This is a genomic window from Streptomyces sp. SD31, assembly GCF_052068475.1.
In the GTDB taxonomy this organism is placed as follows: domain Bacteria; phylum Actinomycetota; class Actinomycetes; order Streptomycetales; family Streptomycetaceae; genus Streptomyces.
Window position 1 is genome coordinate 348,738 of sequence record NZ_JBQHCX010000001.1, and the last position, 20,424, is coordinate 369,161.

The window sequence follows — 20,424 nt, forward strand, 5'->3', positions numbered from 1 at the left end:
TCGACGCCCCGCCCGCCTCTTCGCGCCGGGGGCCGAAGCCCTCGCCCGCGCGCTCGCCCCGCGCACGTTTCCCGGAGCGACCCAGGACGATCCGTCCGGTCGTCTCCCACGTCGCCGGGCTCACCTGGATGTGGGCAAGGACGCGGCCGGGGCGGTGGCACCTCGGGAGCCGCCGGCGCCGCAGTGGCTCTCGGGGCCGCATCGCCCTACCGGCCCCGAGGCGCACAGCCGACCGTCATTCACGGCACCGGAGACGGTCAGGGACAGACCCGCCTGTACGGCCGGTCCGGAACGTAGGTGCGCCACTGCGCACGAGTCAGCTCGGCCTTCCCGGCACGGGCGCAGACAAGGGACACCGCTCGGTCCGGATCCACCACGTACCGCTGGAGCGGGACGTGCTCGCCGCCCGCGTACAGCATGGTGCTGTCCGGGCTGAAGGCGAGCGTGTCGATGCTTTCACCGGGGGTGGGCAGAGAAGGGCCGAGAGGTTGCTGGGTCGAGGTGTCCCAGAGTTGGACGGTGCCCGCGTCGCCGCCCACGGCGAGCGTGCTGCCGTCCGGACTGAATGCGAGGGCCGTGATCGTCTCGGCTGAGTCGGAGGACGGATCGACGGGCGCCAGAAAGACGTTCCTCAGGATGCCCGCTCGGTGCCGGAGGTCGCCGTCCCAGACGGCCACCCGCCCCGTCCCGTCGCCGGCCGCCAGGCCGGAGCCGTCGGGAGCGAAGGCGATGGCTGTGATGTCGTCGTGCTGGACGAGGTCATGGGCGTGGGACCGGCCCGCTCGGACGACGCGGTTGTCGGTCACGAGGAGACCGCCGTCTCGGCTGACGGCCAGATGTCGGCCGGCCGGGGCGGGGAGGAGCGCCGTCCTCCGCCGCTGGGTGGTGTCCCATGTCTCGTTGACGAAGCCGTCGTCGGTCAGACGTGCGGTGAGGAGCGTACGACCGCCCGGTCCCAGGGCGATCGCGTCCGGCGGCGTCGCGGACGGCCTCGCCAGGTCCACCGTGGTCTTCGCCCGTCCGGCGGCCACGTCCCACACCGTCAGACGCTGAGGCACCGGGTCCCAGCCGGTCGCGGAGACTCCGTACGCGAACATGCCGCCGTCGGGGCTGAAGGACAGCAAGGGCTCGGTGACGTCCGCGGGGGCCGTCGGTATGCCGGTGCGGGAGGCGGGATGGGACGGGTCCGGCAGGGTGCGCAGCAGACGGCCGTCGCGTGTGCTTCGCAGCCGGAAGACGTCGCGGTCGCCGATACGTTCGGCGGTGGCGAGCGTCCTGCCGTCGGGGCTGAGCCGGACCCCGGTGAGCGGACTCGTCCGCCAGGCGCGGGTGAGCGTCGTGGTGAGGTCGAGGGTGTGGACCGTGCCCCCTTCGAGATACCGCAACAGGGGCCGCGAGGAGTCCCAGGCGAGATCGGAGAGCGTCTCGTTGTCCAAGGAGTGCCGGAAAACGGGGGCGCCGCCGCTGGGCAGACGCCACACTCTGATCTCCTGGCCGCCGCCGGTCGCCAGAAACGAGCCGTTCGCGCTCAGGACGGCCCCAACGGCACCCGGGTGGACGACATCGGCGAGCTCTCGTCCCGACGTGGTGTCCCATACACGCACCCGGTCCCCGGCGAGAGCGAGGAGCCGGCCGCCGGTGAGGCCCAGGAAGGCGCCGTCGCCACAGACGCCGCGAGCTCTCGTCCAGGCACCGGAGCGGACGCTGCGCGCGGAGGTGTCCCAGACCTGCAGGGCCCGGCCGCGCGGGCAGACGGCCAGCAGCCGGTCGTCGGCCGCCGCGTGGGTGAGCTCCCCCCGGCCGGCCGACGGGGTCCGGAAGACCAGATGGCCGTCGGTGACCGAGTAGAGCCCGGCCCGGTCGTCGTCCGGGCTCCTCACCAGGAAATTGCGGCCACTCGCCCCGAAGGTCACGGTGTCCCTGAACGGCAACGGGCCCCCGATCCAGCGCCTCGTTCGGGTGTCCCACAGCCGCTGGATCTGCTGGGCGGTCTGGATGACGAGCACCCGGCCGCCCGAACCCGCGCCGAGTATCGTCCCGTGAGGTACCGGCCCCGAGGCGATACGGCGGTGGGTGCCCACATCCCACGTCCGCCAGGTGTTGTCGCCGATGCTGAGCAGAGTGCGCCCGGAGCTGTCGAGGTACCGGTTCGGTTCGTCACCGGGCGCAGGGTCGGTGAAGTTGCCCAGTTCGGGCTGGGCCAGCGCGCCCAGCAGGGCGCGGCGGGACTCCGGCAGCTCGGAGATGCGCCATGCGGCGACGCCGAGCAGCATCGCGGTGCGCGGGTCGGTGGTCCGCAGCGCGTCGGCGACCGCGGCCACCCGGCGGGCCGCCGTGTCGGTGGTCTGCTTCTCGCTGTCCTGACGCAGTCGTACGGCGGCCAGGCCGACGACCAGGGCCACGGCCAGCACGGCGCAGAGCGAGGCCGTGAGCGTGCGGCTGCGGCGCCGGGCCCGGGTGGCGGCCCGCTCCTCAGTCGCACGCTGCTCCGCCGCGGTGACCAGGAAGGCCGTCTCCTCGGACGTCAGACCGTCGTAGCCGCGGTCGTCGCCCGCGAACAGTTCCTCGGCCCGCGCCAGGCGGGTGCCCCGGTAGAGCGTGCCCGGGTCGCGGTCGTGCTCCAGCCAGGTGCGGGCGGCGTCGGTCAGCTGCCGGTGGTGGCGCAGCCGCTCCCGGTCCGCGTCGATCCACTCGCGCAGCCGCGGCCAGCTGGTGATGAGCGCCTCGTGGGCGAGCTGCACTCCGTCGTCGTCGGTGGTCAGCAGCCGGGCCCGGGTCAGCCGCCCGACGACCGCTCGCACTTCGGGGTCCTCCCACCCGGCCATCTCCTCCCAGCTGAGCGGGCGGCGCGTGTCGGCGTTGCCCTGGCCGGGCTCGACCATCCGCAGGAGCAGGTGCCGGGCGGCGTGCGCCTGCGCCGGTGAGAGTTCCGCGTACGCCTCCTCGGCGCTGGCCGCGATCGCGCCGCGTACCCCGCCGGCCGCTTCGTACGCGGCCAGGGTCAGCATCCGTCCCTTGCGTCGCCGCCAGGTCTCCAACAGGGCGTGGGACAGCATCGGCAGTCCGCCGGGCTCGTCGAGCACGTCCTCGACGATCCGCGCGGTCAGGGTCCGCTCCACGATGAGCCCGGCCGCCTGCGCGGGACCGATCACCGCCTCGCGCAGCTCGTCCGCGGTCATGGACCTGACCAGGAGCCCACTCCCGTGCAGCGCCTCCGCCAGTCGCGGGTGCTCGGCGCACCGCGCGTAGAAGTCGGACCGTACGGCGATGAGCACGCGCAGTCGGCTTCCCGGGTCACGGGCGGTGAGCAGAAGGTCGAGGAAGCGGTCCCGCTCGGCGCGTTCGCGGCAGAGGGTGAAGACCTCCTCGAACTGATCCACCACCACCCAGCTCTCCGGATCGTCGGCCTCCGGCGTCAGCAGATGTCCGTAGGTGGTGGCGGGCCGCGCTCCCGGAGTGAGGATCCGAAGCACCGCCGTACGCCCCTGCTGCGCGATCTTCTCCCGCAACAGCGGAATCAGACCGGCCCGCAGCAGGGAGGATTTGCCGCTGCCGGACGCCCCGAACACCACCGCGAACGGGGACCCGCACCCCAGCTCGCTCAGCTCGTCGATCAGCCGGTCCCGGCCGAAGAACAGCTCACGGTCGTCCGGCTCGAAGCGCGCGAGGCCACGGTAGGGCGGTGCGGCGTCGGCATCCTCCTGCCTCTCCTCCCCGGCCAGCGCCTCGGCCTCCGCCCACCGTGCCTCCCACGGAACGGGGTCGGCGCCGCATGCCTGGACGTACGCCCGGAGCACGGCCAACGACGGCAGTCGCTCGCCGCTCGCCGCCTTCGCCAGGGTCGTCACCGAGAAGCCGGCCTTCTTCGCCATGGCCCGGTACGACACGCCACCCGCCGAACGGCGCAGCTCTCGAAGATCGTGGGCGAGTCGCTGCACGGGCCCGGCCGCCGGGTCGACCGGTAGTTCGGGACGGCCCATCGCGAAGCCTCTTTCGCACACAAGAAGAAAAAGCTGATCAGCAGCACAAGGTACTTTTCGTCCCCCTCGGGCGAGAACCCTCTCCGGCTGTGATGTCCGCCGGAGAAGTTGTTCGTACCAGCGGTGCTGAGTCTGTTTTCCCTGATGAGAGGGGACGGCTGACAACTCCCGGGTTGCCGGGCTCGGTCCCGCCTTGGCGCTCTCATTGCCGAGCGAACACCTGGCCACTCGGCGGCCGTGACCTGTGACGAAGCTCTCAGGTCACGGCGCGGGAGTCAGCCGGCCGCGATGACCGTGGCGAGGGCCACGGCGGCGGGCAGGGCCTGGGCGAAGAGGATGCGGCGGTTGGCGGTGGCCGCGCCGTAGACGCCCGCGACGATGATGCAGGACAGGAAGAAGATCTGGACGCGGTAGCCGGTGGGGTCGTCGGCGATGAGGCCCCAGACCAGGCCCGCGGCCAGGAAACCGTTGTAGAGGCCCTGGTTGGCCGCCAGCGCCGCGGTGGAACGGGCCATCTCGGCGTCGAAGCCGGAGAAGCGGCGGCCCGGGCCGCGCTGCCACAGGAACATCTCCAGGACCAGGATGTAGGCGTGCAGCAGCGCCATGAGGGCGACGAGGACGACAGAGATCAGATGCATGCGGTGATTGTGCCGGTGCGGGGGCTGTGGCCGATCGGTCGGTCTTCCGGTTCTCCGGTCGGTCTTTCGGCTTCCCGGTCGGTCCTTCGGTTGCCGGGTCGGTCTTTCGGCTGAGCTGTCCGTCGCGGTTGCCGGGTCGGTCTTTCGGCTGAGCTGCCCGTCGCGGGGGTGGTGAACGGTGGCCGTTCGGCCGAAGTGGCCGCTGGGGCCTCGGCGCGAGATTGGAGCTCCCCTTCTCCAGGAGCCCACCGATGCCACCCGAGTCACTCGCCTTCGTCGTTTCCGGAGTCAGGCCCGGCGTCGCCCTGCCTGCCCCCGACCGCGCCCCCGCCCGGCAGGCGTCCCTCCAAGACCGCCGTAAGCCGTCCGGCAGCGCTCCCCGTGTGGCTCCCCGGGTGCGCCGAGACGTGCTGTTCTGGCTCGGCTGCGCGGGCTTCGCGCTGTCGCTTGCCCTGGTCACGACCCTCACCCCGCACCGGATCTGGGGTGCCTGCGCCGCCGTCGGATACGCCGTCGCGGCGGAGTTCGCCCGCCGGGCGCCGCGCCCCTGGGGCGGACGCAGTGCGGTCGCGGCGCTGCTCGGATCCGTCGTGGTCCCGCTGGCGTTCATGATCGTCGCGGGCGCCGCGCAGTCGGAGGTGCGGGTCGTCGAGCATTCGGGCGGTCTGCTGCTGCACTCGGGAAGCCCGTACCTGCCGCATCCCGCCGGCGTCGACGACTACAACCCCTACCTGCCCGGCATGGCGCTGTTCGGGATACCCCACGCGCTGTTCGGCGGTACGCCGCTCGCGGACGCCCGGCTGTGGTTCTGCGCGGCGTTCCTGGCGAGCATGCTCGTCGCCGCCCGGCGTCCAGGGCGCGACTTCCTGGGAGCGGACGGGGACTCGGGAGCGGACGGAGACTCGAGGGCGCGCACCGCCGTGCTCCTCCTCGCGGCCTTCCCGGCCGTAGCGCTGCCGCTGGCTGTCGGTGGCGTCGACCTTCCGGTTATCGGGCTGATGTGCCTGGGGCTGGCGCTCGCCGGCCGGGGCGGTTCCGGTACGGCGGCCGGGCTGGCGATGGGGGTCGCGGCCGCGCTGAAGTGGACGGCTTGGCCGCTGCTGCCGGTCGGGCTGGTACTGCTCGCGGTGACGGCGGGGCGGCGGGCTGCGGTACGGGCCGGTGTGGTCGCCGTGCTGGTGGCCGCGGTCGCGGTGGTGCCGGTGGCCCTGGCCGACCCGCATGCCTTCGTCGAGCACGTGGTGCTCTTCCCGCTCGGCGAGGGCGGGGTGCGCTCGCCGGCGGCCAGTCCGTTGCCGGGGTACCTGCTGGCCACGTACGTCCCCGGCGGTTCCGTCCTCGCCATGGCAGCCCTCGCGGCCGCCGCCGTCGGCGTGGCGGTGTCGTTGGCGGTACGGCCGCCCCGGACCGTCGTCGCGGCGGCGGACCGGTTGGCGCTCGGCTTGGGGCTGGCGATGTGCCTGATCCCGGCGACGCGGTTCGGATACCTGGTCTATCCCCTGGTGCTGGCCAGCTGGTTCCGGCGTACGGAGCTGGTGGCGGCCGCTCGTCGGGTCGGGCGGTTGGTGGGGGCGGGTGTCGGGCGTGGGTGAGGAGCGGGGCGCGCGTCCCTGGGGAGTGGTGGAGCGCCGGGGTGGGCGTTCGGGGGGAGTGGTGGAGCGCCGGGGTGGGCGTTCGGGGGGAGTGGTGGAGCGCCGAGGCGCGTATTCGGCGCGGGTCACCGTGCTCGCGGTGGTCGGGTTGGTCGTGGCGCTGTGCCTGCCGTCGGTGGGGCAGTACGCGGCGGCGGACTCGCCGGGTTCCCCGCCGGGGAGCCCGTCGGGGTACTCAACCGGTGTGTCGGTGCGGGGAGTCGACGAGGCTCGGTGAAGCGTCGTGGCCGACTCCGGCTTCGATTCTGGCTTCGACTCCGGCTTCGGGCTCCAACTCCCTGCCACGCGCGCGTAGGGACGCCTTGGAAGGCCGTACCGCTGGAGCGGGCCCCCACGCGCGCGTGCGGCCACCGACCGTGCCGCGCCGCGAACCCGAGCTACTCCGGGCTCGCGCCCCGGCTACGCCGCGAGCCGCTGGGCCAGCTGCTTAGCCTTCGCGGCGGCCTCGTCGAGGGCGCGCTCGCGGGAGGCCTCGAAGAGGGGGACCAGGTCGGCCATCTCCGGGTTGACCGGGGCCATCGTGAGCTCCGGGACGATGAAGTCGAGGTCGGTGCCGAGGAAGTCGGCCAGGATCGCCGACAGGTAGTTCTGCACGTACTCGTAGCCCTCGCGGGGCGTCCCGGGCCCGTAGGCGCCGCCGCGGCTCGCGATGACGGTGACCGGGGTGCCCTTGACCGACTGGGCGTCGCCCGCCGTACGGCCGAACAGGACCACGTTGTCCAGCCAGGCCTTCAGCGTCGACGGGATCGTCAGGTTGTACATCGGGGCGCCGATCAGCACCGCGTCCGCACGCTCCAGCTCCTCGATCAGCTGCACGCGCTCGGCGAAGGCCGCCGCCTGTTCGGGGGTGTGCGTGGCCGGGTCGGTGAAGCCGGCTGTGTGGGCGTGGGCGGAGATGTGCGGCACGGGGTTCATGGCGAGGTCGCGGTGGATCACCGTGCCCTCGGGGTGCTGTTCCTGCCAGGTGCGGCGGAAGGCGTCGGTGACGGCGCGGGAGGTGGAGGCGTCGGTGGGGAAGACCGAGGAGTCGATGTGCAGGAGCGTTGCCATGAGGTCTCCAAAAGGGGACGGCAGCGGCCGGGGCTCCGGCCACGCGGGCTAAGAATTCGTACTCGACTATGAATAACACAGTCACTTACTTTTTTTCATCCCCCTACGACAGGGCAGTACCCTGAAGGCATGGCGGCTGAGCAGAGTCACGACGTAGCGGCGTGCAAGCGGGTCGACGACGGCATCACCCGCGTCTTCCAACTGCTCGGCAAGCGCTGGACCGGCCCGATCGTGTCCGTCCTGACCAGGGGTCCCGCGTACTTCGTCTCCTTGCGCCGGGCGATTCCCGGTATCAGCGAGCGCATGCTCTCCGACCGGCTCACCGAGCTGGCCGCCGCCGGACTCGTCGTGCGTGAGGTGTACGAGGGCCCGCCACTGCGGGTGGTGTATCGGTTGACGGAGGCGGGCGCCGCGCTGGAGCCCGCGCTGACCGAACTGGGTGGCTGGGCGAAGAAGTATCTGGCGGCCGGGGCGGGGCCCGAGGACTGCTGAGGTCGGTGATTCGGCGGGGGTTCTCCGTGAGCCGCTACCGCTACCACGGCGAAGCCGCTACCGGCACGAAGCCGCTACCGGCACGAGGCCGTTGTCGATACGAAGCCGCTGCCGGTGCGGGCGTTTTCCACAGGCCGAGCCGCCGAGTCACGTTTTCCACAAGCTGTGGAGTCGTGAACAGTCGTCGAGTTGTCCACAGCCCTGGAGTTGTCCACAGGGTGTGACGCGTTTCGGCCACCGGCTGTACCGTCGGCACGAGTTGATGTTCGTGCGTGAGCGGGGGAGGCGGTCGGGATGACCGAGGTCGGTGGCGGGGCTACGGCGGAGGCGGTTGCGGGGGTCTCCGAGTCGGCGTCGGCGTCGGAATCCGAGGCATCGTCGGAATCCGTGGCGCGTCGGCTCCCCCCGGTGCGTGGCTTCGCGCAGTGGCCCGGCGGTGGGTCGCCCAAGGAGGAGGGCAAGGCGCTGCGCGGGCGCGTGCCGCGCGGTGAGCATGCGCTCTTCGACCTCGATGCCGCCCGCCCCGACGCCGTGTCGGCCGTCGAGGAGTCCAACCTCGGCCGGCTCCCCGAGCTCACCCCGATAAGGGTGGGCCGGATGGCGGCGACGCCCTTCGCGTTTCTGCGCGGCTCGGCGGGGCTCATGGCGTACGACCTCGCCCGCACCCCCATGACCCGGATCCGCGCACAGATCTGCGGTGACGCACACGCGGCGAACTTCGGTCTGTACGGGGACGCGCGCGGCGGCCTGGTCATCGATCTGAACGACTTCGACGAGACGCTGTACGGCCCCTGGGAGTGGGACCTCAAGCGGCTCGCCGCCTCGCTCGTGCTCGCGGGCCGGGAGGCGGGCGCGGACGAGGACGCGTGCCGCAAGGCGGCGCACGACACGGTCGGTGCCTACCGGCGCACCATGCGGCTGCTGGCCAAGCTCCCGGTGCTGGACGCGTGGAACGCGATCGCGGACGAGGAGCTCGTCTCCCACACCGACGCCCATGACCTGCTCGGCACGCTGGAGCGGGTCGCGGAGAAGGCGCGGGCCAACACCAGCGGGCGCTTCGCGGCGAAGTCGACGGAGCCGACCGAGGACGGCGGCCGCCGCTTCGTCGACGCGCCGCCGGTACTGCGCCGGGTACCGGACGCGGAGGCGGCGGCGGTGGCGGCGTCGCTGGAGGGCTGGGTCACCACGCTTTCCGAGGACCGCCATCCCCTCGTCTCCCGCCACTCGGTGCACGACGTGGCGTTCCGCGTGGTGGGCACGGGCAGCGTGGGCACACGCTCGTACGTCGTGCTCCTCCTGGACCACCGTGGCGAGCCCTTGGTCCTCCAGGTGAAGGAGGCCCGCCCCTCGGCCCTCGTCCCGCACCTGGTGACGGCCGGCTTCGAGGCGCCGGAGGCGGGGCACGAGGGACGGCGCGTGGTTCTCGGGCAGAAGCGCATGCAGGTGGTCAGCGACATACTGCTGGGCTGGACGACGGTCGACGGACTGCCCTTCCAGGTACGTCAGTTCCGCAACCGCAAGGGCAGCGTCGACCCGGCCGCGCTGGCCGCCGACCAGATAGACGACTACGCCCGCATGACCGGTGCCCTCCTGGCCCGTGCCCACTCCCACAGCGCCGACCCCCGCCTGATCTCCGGCTACTGCGGCAAGAACGAGGAACTGGACGAGGCGATCGCCACGTTCGCCGTCACCTACGCCGACCGCACGGAGGCGGACCACGCGGCACTGGTGACGGCGGTGCGTGCGGGGCGGATCGCGGCGGAGGTGGGGGTGTGACGTAGGGCGGATGCGTGGGCGGGGCCTGGATGCCTGCGGTGGCTTGTGCCTGTGGGGGCGGTCGGGGTACGCCCGGCGTCTTTAAGTGGGTGCAGTGCCTACGGGTGGGCGCATTGCCTACGGGTGGCCGCGGCCGGCACGCCGTTGCGCCAGCCCCAGCAGGGCCTGCGACCGCGCCAGTGTCTTCCAGGCGGCGGTGCCCGGGGCTCGGCTCAGCCGACGCGGTCACGGCGTGGCCTAGGCTGGTCGGGTGACGACGCCGGAAGCTGAGCAGTCCCAGGCCGAGCCCGCTGGTGCGGGGACGCGGGGCGGTGCCGAGGTGCCCGCCGGTGGAGCTGAGCAGGGTGGTGAGGCGCAGGTGACCGCCGAGGACGGTGCGGGGCGACCCGAGGAGCGGCTGGAGCGGGCCGTGCGGGCCGCCGAGCAGGCGTTGATCGAGTACGAGATCGCGGTGGAGACCTTCCGCATCGAGGTGGAGAACTTCTCCCGCCTGCACCACCAGAAGCTCGGCCCCATGTACGCCCGCCTCGACGAGCTGGACGCCCGGATCGCGGAGGCCACGGCCGCCCGCACCGGTGATCCCGAGGACATCCGCAAGGCCGACGAGGCACGTGCCCGGGTGATGCCGATGCCCGGCGTCGAGGAACTGTTCCACGGCTGGATGGACGGTGGGGGGCTGTACCCGGAGGCCGTCGCGATGCTCACGGACCAGCCCGTGCGGCCCCCGGAGCGGGTGCGCCCCAGCGACGAGGCCCGCAAGCTCTACCGTGAGCTGGCCCGCAAGGCACACCCCGATCTGGCCCAGGAAGAGGCCGAGCGGTCCCGGCGTGAGGAGTTCATCACCCGCGTCAACGCCGCCTACGCCCGTGGCGACGAGGCGCTGCTGCGGGAGCTGGCCGAGGAATGGGCCGCGGGACCGGCGCCCAAGGAACAGGGACCGACCCCCGCGGAGGAGCTCTACGCCCGCCTCGAGTGGCTCGCCCAGCGCAAGGAGATGCTCGCCCTCGTCGCGAAGGAGCTGGAGGAGAGCGCGATCGGCGCGATGCTCCGCCTGGCCCCGGACGACCCGGACCGCCTCCTGGACGAGATCGCCGATCAGCTCCTGGCCCAGGTGGCGGCGCGGGAAGCGGAGCTCGCGGCTCTGCTCGGGTAGGGGACGGCAACGTCCCTAGGGGCGCGGGGAACCGCGCGACCAGCCACGACGAACCCGCAGCCTCGAGACGGCAGATCCACCCTCCCCCTCGGGAGCCCGGCACGGCCCCGCCCCCGTCAGGTAGCGTCGGAGGCATGAATTTCGGATCTGCCGTGCCCGCAGTCGAGGTCACCGACCTCAAGGACGACGACTTCCTCCTGGACGTCCGTGAGGCCGACGAATGGCAGGCGGGTCACGCCGAGGGCGCCCTGCACATCCCCATCAGCGAGTTCGTCGCCCGCTACGGCGAGCTGACCGAGGCCGCCCCGCAGGACGGCCGCGTCCATGTGATCTGCCGCTCCGGTGGCCGCTCGGCGCAGGTCACGATGTACCTCGTCCAGCAGGGCATCGACGCCGTGAACGTCGACGGCGGCATGCAGGTGTGGGCAGCGGCGGGACGCCCCGTGGTGAACGACGAGGGACAGCCCGGGTACGTGCTGTAGGGCACCCGGTGTCCGCGGGTCACCCCAGCGGATGCGCCGCCAGCAGGTCCCCCAGGGCCTCCTCGTGCGCCGCCGCCGGGCCGAGCGCCAGCTCCAGGTGCTTGGCCCAGGCGTGGTACCGGTGCAGCGGATAGTCGACGTCGGCGCCGAAGCCGCCGTGCAGATGCTGAGCCGTCTGCACGATCCGCCGTACGCCCTCCGAGGCCCAGATCTTGGCCACGGCCACGTCTGCGGAGGCAGGCAGCGCCCCCGGCGCCCCCGAGGTGATCCGCCAGGCGGCCTGCCACAGCGCGGCCTCCATCGCGCGCAGGTCGATGTAGCGGTCGGCGGACTGCACGGCGACCGCCTGGAACGTGGCGATCGGGTGCCCGAACTGCTCCCGCTTGCTCGCGTACTCCGAGGTCATCCCCAGCACCCGCTCACCCAGCCCGAGGGCCAGCGCACACGTCCCGGTGGCCAGCAGCTCCCGCAGCCACTCCCACGCCCCCTCCGTGTCGACGACGTCCCGAGCCGCGAGCCGCACCGACTCCAGCCGCAGCTCCCCCAGCCGCTCCCCGCTGGTCGAGAACTGTTCGGCGAGCGTGGCCCCCTCCGCCTCGCGCCGCACCAGCGCGAGGACGGTCCGGTCGGCGGCCGTACGGGCCGGCACCAGGACGAGATCGGCGTCGTACGCCCAGGGCACCGCCGTCTGCACCCCGTCCAGGACCCACCCCGAGCCGTCCTGCCGCGCGGTCACCGCGAGCTCCGCCGGGTCGTGGCCGGTGCGGCCGTGCGCGGCGACCGTCAGCACCACCTCGCCGCGTCCCGCACGGGCGAGCAGCTCGGCCTTCAGGTCCGGGCCGCCGTACGCCTGGACCGCGGCCATCGCCGCGCTGCTCTCCAGCAGCGGCACCCGGGCCAGTACCTTCGTCGACTCGCGCAGCACCAGGCACAGCGCGATGGCGTCGAGGCCCGCCCCGCCGTACTCCTCGGCGAGCAGCAGACTCAGCAGGTCCGCGTCCGCGAGGCGGCCCCACAGCGGGCGGTCGAAGCCGTCGGCGACGGCGCCCGGGGTGAGCGCGGGAGAGGGCACCGCGTCCGGCGCGACCCCGGTGAACACTCCGCGCGCCGCCTCGGCCGCCGCCTGCTGCTCCTCGGTGAAGGTGAAGTCCACGATGCCTGCCCTTCCACACTCACGCACACGCACGGCAATCTGACGGAGCGTCAAGATAGAACAGGTTCTAGAAGAAGGGAATGGTCCTCGTCGGACCCCCGTAAGGTCTCGTAGGACCCCCGTAAGGTGTGGGCAACGGCGGCCCGGCAGGGGCTGTGCCCGGCGGGTGGGCCTGAGTACCGTTCCCGTGCGAGCGCTGAGGGAAGACGAACCGGAATCAGGGAACGGGGCAGAATGGACGCCTACGACGCAGGCTCGGCCGCCCGTCACGGGCCGGACGAGGAGCCGCAGGACGCCCCGTCCACCATCGCGGCCCCGCCTGCCCAGCCGGCCCCGCCGCCCCCGCCGGCCCCGGAACCCCGCACCGGCGTGGCCGCCCTCTCCCTGCGGTACCAGATCGGCGCCGCCCTCGCGCTCGCGGTCGTGGCGATCGCCGTCTGTGTCCACATAGGCATGGTCTTCCTGCACGTCGCGCCGCCGAACACGGTCACCAAGCAGCACGGCAAGGCGATCGACGACTGGATATACCCGGAGTTCGAGCAGAACTGGAAGCTGTTCGCCCCGAACCCCTTGCAGCAGAACATCGCCGTGCAGGTCCGTGCCCAGGTCGCCGCAGCTGATGGCGGCACCCGTACCACCGGCTGGTACGACCTGTCCGCCCAGGACGGCCGGGCCATCGACGGCAATCTGCTGCCCAGCCACACCCAGCAGAACGAGCTGCGCCGGGCCTGGGACTTCTTCCTCGCCACGCACGACGCCCAGAACCGTCCCGTGGGCCTGCGCGGCGCCCTGTCCGAGACGTATCTGCGGCACATCGTGCAGCTGCGCCTCGACCGCGTGAACGCGGCCGGTGACGGCGGCGTCGTCGAACGCGTCCAGGTCCGCTCCCGCACCACCCATGTGCGCCCGCCCAAGTGGAGCGAGGAGCAGGTCTCGGACAAGCCGACCTACCGCGTGCTGCCGTGGTGGTGGGTGCCGAAGGACGGGACCGCCCCTGAGGCCGCCACCCAGGAGGGCGCCCGGTGAACCGCTTCACCCTCGCGATCTCCTCGGGCATCGCCCGCGTCACCGAGTCCGCCCTCGGCCCGTACCAGACGGCCGTGATCCGCATCGGCTTCACCGCGACCTGGCTGCTGTTCCTGCTGCGCGAGTTCCCCCACCGCCAGGAGCTGTACGGCCCCGACGGTCCCTGGGACTTCGACCTCGCCCAGCAGCTGATCGGGACGAACGGCTCGTTCACCGCGCTGATGTGGTCGAGCAGCCGGTTCTGGTTCGAATCCGTGTACGCCCTCGCCGTCCTGGCCGGCGTTCTGCTGCTGCTCGGCTGGCGCACCCGCACGATGTCCGTGCTGTTCATGGTCGGCGTGCTCTCGCTGCAGAACCGCTCCATCTTCATGGGCGACGGCGGCGACAACGTCCTGCACCTGATGTGTGTCTACCTGGTGTTCACGCGCTGCGGTCAGGTCTGGTCGCTGGACGAGCGCCGGGCACGGCTCGCCCGCGAGGCACACGCGCGCGGCGAGCGGGCCGGGCCCGACCGGGTGGGCCCGGCCCTGTGGGGCGTGTTCGGGGTCGCGCTGGTCGCGGTGACCGCGGCCGGCCGCCTCGACGGCGATCTGACCGTGCCGGTGATCCTGTGGGGCGTCTGGCTGGGGCAGGCCGTGTGGTGGATCGTGGGCCGCCGTGAACGGACCGCCCAGCCGCGCATCCTGCTCGACGTCGTCGGCAACATCGTGCACAACGGCGCCCTGCTCGTGATCATGGCCGAGGCCTGCCTCATCTACGCGACGGCCGGCTGGTACAAGATCCAGGGCTCCCGCTGGCAGGACGGCACGGCCGTCTACTACCCGCTGCACCTCGACTACTTCTCGCCCTGGCCCGCCCTCGCCGATGTACTGTCGTCCAGCGGCACGATGGTGATGCTCATCACCTACGGCACGGTCGTCGTGCAGGTGGCCTTCCCGTTCACGCTGTTCAACCGGCGGGTCAAGAACGTCCTCCTCGCCGCGATGATCACCGAGCATGCCGTGATCGCGGTCGTCCTCGGCCTGCCGTTCTTCTCGCTGGCGATGATCGCGGCGGACGCGGTCTTCCTGCCGACGTCGTTCCTGCGGCGCCTGGGCGAGTGGGCGGCACGCGCGCGTGGACGGCTGGCGCGTCCGGTCCGGGGCGGTGACGACCGCAGGGCGCTCCCCGAGCCGCGTGCCCCGGAGAACCCCGAGCAGGCGCACGTAGGCTTCACGGCATGACCGTGACCTCCTGGAACCGGCTCGCCGGCACCTCCGTGCTGCTCGACGGCTTCCACGCCCTCAAGCACGCCGTGCGCTTCGGCGCCGAGGTCCCGGTGGCGGTCACCGTCGACCGGGAAGCCGCACTGGCCCTCGCGGAGGAGCTGGCGCCGGATGTACGGGACGCCCTGGACGCGCTCCTGATACAGGTCCCGGAGTCCACGTACACGTCCCTGGTGCCGCGCCCGCATCCGACCGCCGTGGCGGCCCTGGCCCTACGGCCGCCCCGAGCCGCCCACCTCGAAAAGCTGGCGCACACCCCGCGCACCGCCCCGGTCGTGGTCCTCGACAACCCGCGCAACCTCGGCAACGCGGGAGCCGTGATCCGCCTGGCCGCCGGTTTCGGCGCGACGGGCGTGGTCACGACCGGCACCCTCGACCCGTGGCATCCGACGGTCGTCCGAGGCGGGGCGGGCCTGCATTTCGCGACGGCGGTGGAGCGGCTGGACGTGGACGAGCTGCCACCCGGCCCGGTCTTCGCGCTGGACCCGGAGGGCGACGACATCCGGGGCATCAAGCTCCCGGACGACGCCGTCCTCGCCTTCGGGTCGGAGCGAAGCGGCCTGTCGGCCGAACTACGCGCGCGTGCCGACCATTTGGTGTCCTTGCCGATGCGCCCTCAGGTCTCCAGTTACAACTTGGCGACGAGCGTCGCCATGACGCTCTACCACTGGAGCGCCGGGTCGGACAACGCCCCTTGAGGGGCGCGGGGAACTGCGCGACAAGCCACATACGGACCGCAGCCGCGCAATTCCCGAACTCCCGAGCTCTCAGGCCTCCCGACGCACCTCGACGACCCGGAACCGGTTGGCGACGAACGCCCCGTCGCACAGAGCCGAGTTGGCCGCCGGGTTACCGCCCGACCCATGGAAGTCGGAGAACGCGGCCGTCTGGTTGACGTACACCCCGCCCGTCAGGTTCAGCGACAGCTGGGCCGCCTCCTCCAGACAGGCCTCCTGTACGGCCTGCTCGACCTCCTCGTCGGTGGTGTACGCACCGACCGTCATCGCGCCCTTCTCCCGTACGGTCCGCCGCAGCAACTCCACCGCCTGCGACGCGGAGTCGACCGCGACGGCGAACGAGACCGGCCCGAAGCACTCGCTCATGTAGGCGGCCTCGTCGTCCGGCTTGGCCCCGTCCAGCTTGACGATCACTGGCGTACGGACCACCGCGTCCGGGAACTCCGGGTTGCTGATCTCGCGGGAGGCGAGGGCGACTTCGCCCAGCCCCGCCGCGGCCTCCAGGCGGGCCTTGACGTCGGGGTTGACGATCGCGCCGAGCAGGGCGTTCGCGCGGGCGTCGTCGCCGAGGAGGCCGTCGACCGAGCGTGCGAGGTCGTCGACGACCTCGTCGAAGGTCCGGGGGCCTTCCTCGGTGCGGATGCCGTCGCGGGGGATGAGCAGGTTCTGCGGGGTGGTGCACATCTGGCCGCTGTACAGGGAGAGGGAGAAGGCCAGGTTGGACAGCATCCCCTTGTAGTTGTCCGTCGAGTCGACGATCACCGTGTTGACGCCGGCCTTCTCCGTGTAGACCTGCGCCTGGCGGGCGTTGGCCTCCAGCCAGTCGCCGAACACGGTCGAGCCGGTGTAGTCGATGATCCGGATCTCGGGGCGGAGAGCCAGCGTCTTCGCGATGCCCTCGTCGGGTCGCTCGGCCGCCAGTGCCACCAGGTTCGGGTCGAAGCCGGCCTCGGTCAGCACCTGCCGCGCGACCTGCACGGTGAGCGCGAGCGGCAGTACCGCGCGCGGGTGGGGCTTCACGAGGACCGCGTTGCCGGTGGCGAGGGAGGCGAAGAGGCCCGGGTAGCCGTTCCAGGTGGGGAAGGTGTTGCAGCCGATGAGCAGCGCGATCCCGCGCGGGACCGGCGTGAACTGCTTGTTCATGGCGAGCGGGTCGCGTTTGCCCTGCGGCTTGGTCCACTCCGCCGTGTCGGGGGTGCGGACCTGCTCGACGTACGCGTAGGCCACCGCTTCCAGGCCGCGGTCCTGCGCGTGCGGGCCGCCCGCCTGGAACGCCATCATGAAGGCCTGGCCGGAGGTGTGCATGACCGCGTGCGCGAACTCGTGCGTCCGGTCGCTGATCCGCTTGAGGATCTCCAGGCAGACCACCGCGCGCATCTCCGCGCCCGCGTCCCGCCACTCACGCATACCGGACCGCATGGCCGGCAACAGCTGGTCGATGTCCGCGTGCGGGTACTCGACACCCAACTCGATGTCGTACGGGGAGACTTCGCCGCCCACCCAGTCGTCCGTGCCGGCTTGGCCGAGGTCGAGGCGGTTGCCGAGGAGGGCGTCGAAGGCGGCCTTGCCCGATGCCGCGTCCAGGCTGCCGTTCTCGCCGTAGGCCTTGGGGTGCTCGGGGTGCGGGGACCAGTACGCGCGGGTACGGATCGCCTCCAGCGCCTGGTCGAGGGTGGGCCGGTGCTTGGCGATCAGCTCGTGGGCGGTCAGTTCGGCGGTGGCCATGCGGGACCAACTCCTCGTCTGAAGAGCTCTTCGTTGAGCTCATGACCTGGGCAGAAACATGGGCAGGAACAGGCGGTCAGAGTTAGAGTAACCGAACGATCGGTCGGTTCAAGGGGGTCCGCCGCATCTGTGGAAAACCCCGTGCGGGAGGATCGCGCACATGACAGCACTCGACCTCAGCAGCCCCGTGGCCGTTGTCGGCACCGGCACCATGGGCCAGGGCATCGCCCAGGTCGCGCTGGTCGCGGGCCATCCCGTACGGCTGTACGACGCCGCTCCCGGGCGCGCCCAGGCAGCGGCCGACGCGATCGGCGCGCGCCTCGACCGGCTCGTCGAGAAGGACCGCCTCACCGGCGCCGACCGCGACGCGGCCCACGCCCGGCTGGCGCCCGCCGAGTCGCTCGCCGACCTCGCGGACTGCGCCCTGGTCGTCGAGGCCGTCCTGGAGCGCCTGGACGTCAAGCAGGAGCTGTTCCGGGAGCTGGAGGGCATCGTCGGCGAGGACTGTCTGCTCGCCACCAACACCTCCTCCCTGTCCGTCACGGCCATCGGCGGCGCCCTCGCCAACCCGGGCCGCTTCGTCGGGCTGCACTTCTTCAACCCCGCACCGCTGCTGCCGCTCGTCGAGGTCGTCTCCGGGTTCGCCACCGACGTCACGTCGGCCACGCGCGCGTACGAGACGGCACGCGCCTGGGGCAAGACGCCGGTCGCCTGCGCCGACACCCCCGGGTTCATCGTCAACCGCATCGCCCGGCCCTTCTACGCCGAGGCCTTCGCCGTCTACGAGGCGCAAGGCGCGGACCCGGCCACCATCGACGCCGTCCTGCGCGAGTGCGGCGGCTTCAAGATGGGCGCCTTCGAGCTCACCGACCTCATCGGGCAGGACGTCAACGAGTCCGTCACCCACTCCGTCTGGCAGTCCTTCTTCCAGGACGTCCGCTTCACGCCCTCGCTCGCCCAGCGCCGCCTGGTGGAGTCCGGCCGGCTCGGCCGCAAGAGCGGGCACGGCTGGTACGACTACTCCGATGGGAACGGGGCTGCCGAGCGGGCCGAGCCGCATACCGCGGAGAAGGGCCGGACGCCCGCCTACGTCGTCGCCGAGGGCGACCTGGGCCCGGCCTGCGAACTGCTCGCGCTGATCCGGGAGGCGGGCATCCCGGTGCGCGAGGAGGACGAGGACCACGGCACCCGCCTGGTGCTGCCGAGCGGTGGCCAGCTCGCGCTCGCCGACGGTCAGACCTCGGTGGAGTTCCGGGACGTCGTCTACTTCGACCTCGCCCTCGACTACCGCCGGGCCACCCGCATCGCCCTGTCCGCCTCCCAGGACACCTCGCCGCAGACCCTCGCCGAGGCCACCGGCCTCTTCCAGGCGCTCGGCAAGGACGTCAGCGTCATCGGCGATGTCCCCGGCATGATCGTCGCCCGCACCGTCGCCCGGATCGTCGACCTGGCGCACGACGCCGTCGCCAAGGGCGTGGCCACCGAGGAGGACATCGACACCGCGATGCGCCTCGGCGTCAACTACCCGCTCGGCCCCTTCGAGTGGAGCCGCAGGCTCGGCCGCAACTGGGCGTACGCGCTCCTCGACGACCTGCACCTGCGCGACCCCTCGGGGCGCTACGCGCCGTCCCTCGCGCTGTACCGCCACGCGTACGCCTCCGACAAGCGGGAGGGCAACACCTCATGACCACCGCCAAGCGCGACACGTACACCCCGGAGACGCTGCTCTCCGTCGCGGTGCGGGTCTTCAACGAGCGTGGCTACGACGGCACCTCCATGGAGCATCTCTCCAAGGCGGCCGGCATCTCCAAGTCGTCGATCTACCACCACGTCACGGGCAAGGAAGAGCTGCTGCGCCGCGCCGTCAGCCGCGCGCTCGACGGGCTCTTCGCGATCCTCGACGAGGAGCACGCGCGCGTGGGGCACGCCGCCGACCGGCTGGAGTACGTCGTACGGCGCATGGTCGAGGTGCTCATAGGCGACCTGCCCTATGTGACGCTGCTGCTGCGCGTGCGCGGCAACACCGACACCGAGCGGTGGGCCCTGGACCGGCGCCGCGACTTCGACCACCAGGTCGCCGAACTGCTCAAGGCGGCCGCCGCGGACGGGGAGGTGCGCGCCGACGTGGAGGTGCGGCTGGCGACGCGGCTCGTCTTCGGGATGATCAACTCGATCGTGGAGTGGTACCGGCCGGACGGCCGCGGCATGAACGAGCGCGAGGTCGCCGACACGGTGGTGCGGCTGGTCTTCGGGGGACTGCGGCAGGCGGGCTGACGACCCCTGGTGCGGCGGCCGGCTGAGTACGCCGCCCGATGTCCGCGGGTGTTCCCGGCTGGTGGGCTGTGACGCATGATCGAGAATGACGTACGGCTCTCTGCCGCTGACCCGAGGTGGTGGACGGCGCCGCTCGTGACCACGCTGCTCGGGCTCCCGCTCATCCTGTGGGGGCACGCCATGTGGGGCACGGGCACCGTCGGCGTCCTCGGCGGCGCCGTCTACTGGGCCGTCCTCCTGCTCGCGACCGCCTGGGCGCTGCCGCACCGCCGGTCGGCGCGGATGCTGCGGGTCACCCTGGCTGTCGCCGGTCTTGTGTGCGCGGTCCTTCCGCTGCTGCTCGTGGTGCTGATGGCCTGGGCGATGGCCTCCGGCTGACGACCGGTGGGGCACGCTCAGCCCTGCGGCTCCAGGTCCTCCTCCTCGAACACCAGCAGCGTGCGCGAGCTGAGCACCTCGGGGATCGCCTGGAGCCGGGTGAGGACCAGTTCGCGCAGCGCCCTGTTGTCAGGGGTGTGGACCAGCAGCAGCACATCGAAATCGCCCCCGACGAGGGCGATGTGAGAAGCACCCGGCAGCTGTCTGAGCTGCTCGCGCACCGTGCGCCAGGAGTTCTGGACGATCTTCAGGGTGATGTACGCCGAGGTGCCCTGGCCTGCGCGTTCGTGGTCGACGCGGGCGCCGAAACCACGTATGACGCCGTCCTCGACGAGACGGTTGATGCGCGCGTAGGCGTTGGCGCGCGAGACATGGACCCGCTCGGCGACCGACCGTATCGACGCGCGGCCGTCCGCCTGGAGCATCTGGAGGATGTCCTGATCGATGGCGTCGAGCGGGCGCGGGGGCGGCAAGGGGGTGCCGCTGTCCGGGCTCTCGGCCATTTGTTCAGGCGCCATGTCCCCCCACCTTCCTGCCGTGGACGTACTGCGTTCATTGCAGGTTGTGGAGAACCGTTTGTCCACAGCCTGAGGGTGCCTGTAGCCAAAATGTGCCGACGACCGAACAATCGGTAGGTGAGGCG

17 protein-coding genes are annotated in these 20,424 nt (G+C 72.0%); 11 read left to right on the forward strand and 6 right to left on the reverse strand.

What is annotated here, in order from left to right; translation table 11 throughout:
* Positions 1-257 precede the first annotated feature (257 nt).
* Positions 258-3,980, reverse strand: a complete 3,723-nt coding sequence (locus tag ACTMVF_RS01570) for an nSTAND1 domain-containing NTPase (RefSeq protein ID WP_441269111.1) — start codon at positions 3,978-3,980, stop codon at positions 258-260.
* A 275-nt stretch (positions 3,981-4,255) separates the two neighbouring features.
* On the reverse strand, positions 4,256-4,618 hold the full coding sequence (locus tag ACTMVF_RS01575) for a DUF1304 domain-containing protein (protein ID WP_441269112.1): 363 nt from the start codon (positions 4,616-4,618) through the stop codon (positions 4,256-4,258).
* 251 nt (positions 4,619-4,869) lie between these two features.
* Between ACTMVF_RS01575 and ACTMVF_RS01580 the strand changes: the two genes are divergently transcribed.
* Entirely contained in the window at positions 4,870-6,210 is a 1,341-nt protein-coding gene (locus tag ACTMVF_RS01580; protein WP_441269113.1) for a glycosyltransferase 87 family protein, read from the forward strand.
* A gap of 459 nt (positions 6,211-6,669) precedes the next feature.
* On the opposite strand, the gene ACTMVF_RS01585 is transcribed toward ACTMVF_RS01580, so the two are convergent.
* A complete protein-coding gene (locus ACTMVF_RS01585) occupies positions 6,670-7,320 on the reverse strand; it encodes an FMN-dependent NADH-azoreductase (RefSeq protein WP_441269114.1) in 651 nt (216 codons plus the stop codon).
* A 129-nt stretch (positions 7,321-7,449) separates the two neighbouring features.
* Between ACTMVF_RS01585 and ACTMVF_RS01590 the strand changes: the two genes are divergently transcribed.
* The 4 genes from ACTMVF_RS01590 (at position 7,450) to ACTMVF_RS01605 (ending at position 11,223) form a co-directional block, all read left to right on the forward strand.
* On the forward strand, positions 7,450-7,812 hold the full coding sequence (locus tag ACTMVF_RS01590; RefSeq protein ID WP_441269115.1) for a winged helix-turn-helix transcriptional regulator: 363 nt from the start codon (positions 7,450-7,452) through the stop codon (positions 7,810-7,812).
* 294 nt (positions 7,813-8,106) lie between these two features.
* A complete protein-coding gene (locus ACTMVF_RS01595; protein ID WP_441269116.1) occupies positions 8,107-9,588 on the forward strand; it encodes a DUF2252 domain-containing protein in 1,482 nt (493 codons plus the stop codon).
* A 250-nt stretch (positions 9,589-9,838) separates the two neighbouring features.
* Positions 9,839-10,741 (forward strand): hypothetical protein, encoded by a 903-nt coding sequence (locus ACTMVF_RS01600; protein ID WP_441269117.1) that lies wholly within the window; start codon positions 9,839-9,841, stop codon positions 10,739-10,741.
* A gap of 152 nt (positions 10,742-10,893) precedes the next feature.
* Positions 10,894-11,223, forward strand: a complete 330-nt coding sequence (locus ACTMVF_RS01605) for a rhodanese-like domain-containing protein (protein WP_441269523.1) — start codon at positions 10,894-10,896, stop codon at positions 11,221-11,223.
* Between the two features lie 19 nt (positions 11,224-11,242).
* On the opposite strand, the gene ACTMVF_RS01610 is transcribed toward ACTMVF_RS01605, so the two are convergent.
* Positions 11,243-12,376 carry an acyl-CoA dehydrogenase family protein gene (locus ACTMVF_RS01610; protein WP_441269118.1) on the reverse strand — a complete coding sequence of 378 codons (1,134 nt, stop codon included), beginning with the start codon at positions 12,374-12,376 and terminating at the stop codon, positions 11,243-11,245.
* A 234-nt stretch (positions 12,377-12,610) separates the two neighbouring features.
* Between ACTMVF_RS01610 and ACTMVF_RS01615 the strand changes: the two genes are divergently transcribed.
* From ACTMVF_RS01615 to ACTMVF_RS01625, 3 genes are read left to right on the forward strand one after another with little or no spacing between them, the layout of a single operon-like run.
* Entirely contained in the window at positions 12,611-13,402 is a 792-nt protein-coding gene (locus ACTMVF_RS01615) for a DUF5819 family protein (protein ID WP_441269119.1), read from the forward strand.
* Positions 13,399-14,625 carry an HTTM domain-containing protein gene (locus tag ACTMVF_RS01620; RefSeq protein ID WP_441269120.1) on the forward strand — a complete coding sequence of 409 codons (1,227 nt, stop codon included), beginning with the start codon at positions 13,399-13,401 and terminating at the stop codon, positions 14,623-14,625. Before ACTMVF_RS01615 ends, ACTMVF_RS01620 begins: the two co-directional genes overlap by 4 nt.
* The gene (locus ACTMVF_RS01625; RefSeq protein ID WP_441269121.1) at positions 14,622-15,365 is read left to right on the forward strand and encodes a TrmH family RNA methyltransferase; all 744 of its coding nucleotides are present in this window, start codon (positions 14,622-14,624) and stop codon (positions 15,363-15,365) included. The genes ACTMVF_RS01620 and ACTMVF_RS01625 overlap by 4 nt, the downstream gene beginning before the upstream one ends.
* 69 nt (positions 15,366-15,434) lie before the next feature.
* Here ACTMVF_RS01625 and paaN read toward each other — a convergent pair whose 3' ends face one another.
* Positions 15,435-17,129 (reverse strand): phenylacetic acid degradation protein PaaN, encoded by a 1,695-nt coding sequence (gene paaN / locus ACTMVF_RS01630; RefSeq protein ID WP_441269122.1) that lies wholly within the window; start codon positions 17,127-17,129, stop codon positions 15,435-15,437.
* A gap of 160 nt (positions 17,130-17,289) precedes the next feature.
* Between paaN and ACTMVF_RS01635 the strand changes: the two genes are divergently transcribed.
* The 3 genes from ACTMVF_RS01635 to ACTMVF_RS01645 all read left to right on the forward strand — a co-directional run bounded on the left by ACTMVF_RS01635 (position 17,290) and on the right by ACTMVF_RS01645 (position 19,781).
* Positions 17,290-18,816, forward strand: coding sequence for a 3-hydroxyacyl-CoA dehydrogenase (locus ACTMVF_RS01635; protein ID WP_441269123.1), 1,527 nt, complete (start codon positions 17,290-17,292; stop codon positions 18,814-18,816).
* Positions 18,813-19,403 (forward strand): TetR/AcrR family transcriptional regulator, encoded by a 591-nt coding sequence (locus ACTMVF_RS01640; RefSeq protein ID WP_441269124.1) that lies wholly within the window; start codon positions 18,813-18,815, stop codon positions 19,401-19,403. The genes ACTMVF_RS01635 and ACTMVF_RS01640 overlap by 4 nt, the downstream gene beginning before the upstream one ends.
* 75 nt (positions 19,404-19,478) lie before the next feature.
* Positions 19,479-19,781, forward strand: a complete 303-nt coding sequence (locus ACTMVF_RS01645) for a hypothetical protein (RefSeq protein WP_441269125.1) — start codon at positions 19,479-19,481, stop codon at positions 19,779-19,781.
* Positions 19,782-19,798: 17 nt separating this feature from the next.
* On the opposite strand, the gene ACTMVF_RS01650 is transcribed toward ACTMVF_RS01645, so the two are convergent.
* Positions 19,799-20,284, reverse strand: coding sequence for an Lrp/AsnC family transcriptional regulator (locus tag ACTMVF_RS01650; protein WP_441269524.1), 486 nt, complete (start codon positions 20,282-20,284; stop codon positions 19,799-19,801).
* Between the last annotated feature and the right edge of the window lie 140 nt (positions 20,285-20,424).

Coding starts and splice junctions, on each gene's coding strand:
- ACTMVF_RS01570 (WP_441269111.1), bottom strand. CDS start 3,980: ATGGGCCGTCCCGAACTACCGGTCGACCCGGCGGCCGGGCCCGTGCAG.
- ACTMVF_RS01575 (WP_441269112.1), bottom strand. CDS start 4,618: ATGCATCTGATCTCTGTCGTCCTCGTCGCCCTCATGGCGCTGCTGCAC.
- ACTMVF_RS01580 (WP_441269113.1), top strand. CDS start 4,870: ATGCCACCCGAGTCACTCGCCTTCGTCGTTTCCGGAGTCAGGCCCGGC.
- ACTMVF_RS01585 (WP_441269114.1), bottom strand. CDS start 7,320: ATGGCAACGCTCCTGCACATCGACTCCTCGGTCTTCCCCACCGACGCC.
- ACTMVF_RS01590 (WP_441269115.1), top strand. CDS start 7,450: ATGGCGGCTGAGCAGAGTCACGACGTAGCGGCGTGCAAGCGGGTCGAC.
- ACTMVF_RS01595 (WP_441269116.1), top strand. CDS start 8,107: ATGACCGAGGTCGGTGGCGGGGCTACGGCGGAGGCGGTTGCGGGGGTC.
- ACTMVF_RS01615 (WP_441269119.1), top strand. CDS start 12,611: ATGGACGCCTACGACGCAGGCTCGGCCGCCCGTCACGGGCCGGACGAG.
- ACTMVF_RS01625 (WP_441269121.1), top strand. CDS start 14,622: ATGACCGTGACCTCCTGGAACCGGCTCGCCGGCACCTCCGTGCTGCTC.
- paaN (WP_441269122.1), bottom strand. CDS start 17,129: ATGGCCACCGCCGAACTGACCGCCCACGAGCTGATCGCCAAGCACCGG.
- ACTMVF_RS01635 (WP_441269123.1), top strand. CDS start 17,290: ATGACAGCACTCGACCTCAGCAGCCCCGTGGCCGTTGTCGGCACCGGC.
- ACTMVF_RS01640 (WP_441269124.1), top strand. CDS start 18,813: ATGACCACCGCCAAGCGCGACACGTACACCCCGGAGACGCTGCTCTCC.
- ACTMVF_RS01645 (WP_441269125.1), top strand. CDS start 19,479: ATGATCGAGAATGACGTACGGCTCTCTGCCGCTGACCCGAGGTGGTGG.
- ACTMVF_RS01650 (WP_441269524.1), bottom strand. CDS start 20,284: ATGGCCGAGAGCCCGGACAGCGGCACCCCCTTGCCGCCCCCGCGCCCG.